We start from the raw sequence: 3,237 nt of genomic DNA, 5'->3' as shown, positions 1-3,237 counted from the left end.
AAGATCAAAAGATCGCAGCCTGCGGCAGCTCCTACGGGAGATTGCGTTTAATTGAAAAGGGGTTTCATCGCCGCATACTGCAACAGCATGATGGTCTTGGCGTCGCAGATCTCGCCGCGGTAAAACGCTTCGAGCGCATCCTCGAACGCCCACTCCAGCACTTCCAGTTCCTCGGTTTCCGCCTCCAGTCCACCACCGTCGCTGACTTTCGACTTCGCATCGTACTCGGCAATGAAAAAGTGCAGCTTTTCCGTCACCGAACCCGGGCTCATGTACGCCTCGAACACCTTCTGCACATGGTGCACGCGGTAACCCGTCTCTTCCTCGGCTTCATCGCGGATGCGGTCTTCAGGCGCCGCGCCTTCCAGCAGCCCCGCCGCCACTTCGATCAACAGGCCATCGTGGCCATTGACGAACACCGGCAAGCGAAATTGCCGGGTCAGTACCACGGTTCTCTTTTCGCGGTTGTACAACAGAATCGCCGCACCATTGCCACGGTCGTAGACCTCTCGCGTCTGGCGTTGCCACTCGCCGTTGTTGCGTTGGTAATCAAAGGTGATTTTCCTGAGCAGGTACCAGTCGTGGGACAACACCTGAGACTCGAGGATGTTGACCCGCTCGGCTGTGTTCGACATGACAACGCGTCCTGTTATTTGTCTGAGGGTCCACATGTTAAGTGAAAACGGACAGCATTTGCCCCCTCAAGCAAGCGCCGCCTTGGCGACGGTTCAACTTTTCCGGGGATGGAACAATCGCTGCAACCGGGATAGGCTGCGGCTTCAATGCCATATGGATATAGCCATGAACCTGCGTATCGAACTGTCGCAAAACCCCACGGAAGAACAACGCCAGGCCATCCTCAAACCGCTGCGCGCCTACAACGGCTCGAAGGCCGAAGGTAACGTGCCTGAGCACATCGCCTTGCTGGTGCGCGACGACAACGACGAAATCCTCGGCGGCCTGCATGGCCGATTGTTTTACCAGTGGCTGTACATCGACTTGCTGGTGGTGCCGGAACAGTCCCGGGGACAGGGCCTGGGTTCGAAACTGATGCAGATGGCCGAGGACCTGGCGCGGGAACGACGCTGCGTCGGGCTGTGGCTCGACACCTTTGAATTCCAGGCGCCGGAGTTCTACAAGAAATGCGGCTACAGCGAGATCGGACACATTGCCGACTACCCGCCGGGGCACAAGCACTTTTTCTTCCAGAAGCGCCTGAGCTACTGACACACACAAATCCCTGTGGGAGCGAGCTTGCTCGCGATGGCGTCAGGTCTGTCGGCATCAATGTTGAAGACAATCCGCTATCGCGAGCAAGCTCGCTCCCACAGGGGACTTGCGTTAGCCTTCAGGTCACAGGCAAGTCGCCAACGCCGCCAAGCGGCGCTTGGCCACGAAATCGTCCTTCTGTGCGTAGTAGCTCAACACCGTGCCCGAGGCATCGGTGGTCACGTCGACGAAGGACTCCGCCGAACGGGTGTAAACGGTCGTGCCGCCCTTATCCCCTGGTTGCAAATAGGCAGCGGCATCGACGCCGAACACGGCCTCGTCCTGCCAGGAAAACTGCACGCACTGGGCGACGTCTTTTGCCGGTTTTTCCGAGTTCAGGGTCTTGTACGGGGCCTTGGTGCGGGCGTCGTTCATCGCCGAGCCGGCGCATCCGGCCAGCAACGTCACGGCCAGCGCCACCATCAGAATTCGCATTGCATTCACTCATCGGGAAAAAGCGGACTTTATCACCCCGGCAGCCCGTATCGTTCTGCTTTACTGCATTTATACCGCGACAGCGCGCGACGATTCGCGCACCCTGTCGCGCCATTAACGCTGCATCGCACCCCTGACTGGAAACCTGATGACACCTAATGCCGAGTTCTACAAACCGAGCACTGAATATGCCGACAAGCTGATCAGCCAGATCGGCCAGACGCCTTCCTGGATAGCCAAGCGAATCGGCGTCACCGACAAGCGGATTCGCTACATCCTCGACGGCGAAAGAACCGTCAAAGGCGAAACCACGCCGATCCAGATGACCTACACCGAACAGTTTGCCCTCGAATGCCTGGCGGCAGCGGCCAAGGCCAGCAAGAAGCAATCCTCGTAATCCGTTATCAAGGAGCGACCATGGCGGCAACCGAACTGCAGCATGAGCAAGCACTCAAGAAGTTTCTCGAGGCGCGCCCCGAGTTGCGCGAAGAACTCGACCACCTCAACCCGCTGTTGGCTCAGGCCAAGGGTGAAACGGCGGCTCAGTATCGCGAGGAACGGCTGCACGAAGCGTTTGAAGCTGAAGCAGAACGCCAGAAGTTGTTCGCCTGGGAACTGACGTTGCAGTTAACCACCGCCACACCCCAGGATTACGAAGCGCAGCGCCTGGAAGTGCACCGGGAAGTGGCGGAAATGGCCGGCATGGACTGGCTGGAATATTGCGAGTTGAATGGGATAAAACCCTAAGCACTGTTCAGGGATACCATCGCCGATGCTGCCCAACACCGCCAGGACCCACGCCAGCCCCGGTCACTTGCACACGCAGAAATGGCGCGGGCGCATAGGCCTGAGCCTGGTGGCCATGCTCTCGGTGCTCGCCGGCATGACCGACGCCATCGGTTTCATGGCCAGCGGCGACTTCGTCTCGTTCATGAGCGGCAATACCACCCGGATGGCTGTCGCCATCAGTACTGGCGACCTTGGGTTGACCCTGCGCCTGGTGATCCTCGTCGCCACCTTCATCGTCGGCAACGCGCTGGGCATTATCGTCAGCCGGCTAGGCAGACGCCGGGCCCTGCCCTTGTTGCTGAGCATTGCCACGTTGTTATGCGCCGCCGCGGCCTGGCCTTTCGACGCGCAACTGCCCGCACTGCTGGCAGCGATCATCGCCATGGGAATGCTCAACGCCGCGGTGGAAGAAGTGAACGGCCTGCCGGTGGGCCTGACTTACGTCACCGGCGCCCTGTCGCGTTTCGGCCGCGGGCTGGGCCGCTGGATGCTCGGTGAGCGTCGTAACGGCTGGCGCGTGCAACTGATCCCCTGGACCGGCATGTTCGCCGGCGCGGTACTCGGTGCCGTGCTGGAACACCACCTGGGGCTCAAGGCGTTGTTTGCCAGTGGCCTRCTGGCTGCCGGACTCGGGGTGTTGTCGTTGAAGATCCCGCGGCGCTGGCAGTTGGGGTATATGCCGCGCTAACACCTCAATCTCCATGTAGGAGCTGCCGCAGGCTGTGTAGGAGCTGCCGCAGGCTG

6 protein-coding genes are annotated in these 3,237 nt (G+C 60.1%); 4 read left to right on the top strand and 2 right to left on the bottom strand.

The features are described from left to right. Positions 1-47: 47 nt before the first annotated feature. The gene (locus AC1DVH_RS28455) at positions 48-635 is read right to left on the bottom strand and encodes an NUDIX domain-containing protein (protein WP_477756589.1); all 588 of its coding nucleotides are present in this window, start codon (positions 633-635) and stop codon (positions 48-50) included. Positions 636-801: 166 nt separating this feature from the next. Between AC1DVH_RS28455 and AC1DVH_RS28450 the strand changes: the two genes are divergently transcribed. After that, positions 802-1,227 carry a GNAT family N-acetyltransferase gene (locus AC1DVH_RS28450; RefSeq protein ID WP_477756588.1) on the top strand — a complete coding sequence of 142 codons (426 nt, stop codon included), beginning with the start codon at positions 802-804 and terminating at the stop codon, positions 1,225-1,227. A 126-nt stretch (positions 1,228-1,353) separates the two neighbouring features. On the opposite strand, the gene AC1DVH_RS28445 is transcribed toward AC1DVH_RS28450, so the two are convergent. Next, positions 1,354-1,704 carry a hypothetical protein gene (locus AC1DVH_RS28445; RefSeq protein ID WP_414876178.1) on the bottom strand — a complete coding sequence of 117 codons (351 nt, stop codon included), beginning with the start codon at positions 1,702-1,704 and terminating at the stop codon, positions 1,354-1,356. A 148-nt stretch (positions 1,705-1,852) separates the two neighbouring features. On the opposite strand from AC1DVH_RS28445, the gene AC1DVH_RS28440 reads away from it, so the two are divergent. From AC1DVH_RS28440 to AC1DVH_RS28430, 3 genes are read left to right on the top strand one after another with little or no spacing between them, the layout of a single operon-like run. Next, the gene (locus AC1DVH_RS28440) at positions 1,853-2,101 is read left to right on the top strand and encodes a hypothetical protein (protein ID WP_008015571.1); all 249 of its coding nucleotides are present in this window, start codon (positions 1,853-1,855) and stop codon (positions 2,099-2,101) included. Between the two features lie 20 nt (positions 2,102-2,121). Further along, positions 2,122-2,451, top strand: a complete 330-nt coding sequence (locus AC1DVH_RS28435) for a DUF6388 family protein (RefSeq protein ID WP_477756587.1) — start codon at positions 2,122-2,124, stop codon at positions 2,449-2,451. A 25-nt stretch (positions 2,452-2,476) separates the two neighbouring features. After that, complete coding sequence (locus tag AC1DVH_RS28430) at positions 2,477-3,181, top strand: YoaK family protein (protein ID WP_477756586.1); 705 nt, start codon at positions 2,477-2,479, stop codon at positions 3,179-3,181. Positions 3,182-3,237 lie beyond the last annotated feature (56 nt).

The organism is Pseudomonas sp. P4_C3 (genome assembly GCF_056402075.1).
The sequence above is the reverse complement of the archived record's forward strand: the minus strand, read 5'-3'. Positions and strand labels throughout refer to the sequence as shown.

Bases quoted from the DNA above. Each gene is read 5' to 3' on its own strand.
- AC1DVH_RS28455 (WP_477756589.1), bottom strand. From the start codon at position 635: ATGTCGAACACAGCCGAGCGGGTCAACATCCTCGAGTCTCAGGTGTTG.
- AC1DVH_RS28450 (WP_477756588.1), top strand. From the start codon at position 802: ATGAACCTGCGTATCGAACTGTCGCAAAACCCCACGGAAGAACAACGC.
- AC1DVH_RS28445 (WP_414876178.1), bottom strand. From the start codon at position 1,704: ATGCGAATTCTGATGGTGGCGCTGGCCGTGACGTTGCTGGCCGGATGC.
- AC1DVH_RS28440 (WP_008015571.1), top strand. From the start codon at position 1,853: ATGACACCTAATGCCGAGTTCTACAAACCGAGCACTGAATATGCCGAC.
- AC1DVH_RS28435 (WP_477756587.1), top strand. From the start codon at position 2,122: ATGGCGGCAACCGAACTGCAGCATGAGCAAGCACTCAAGAAGTTTCTC.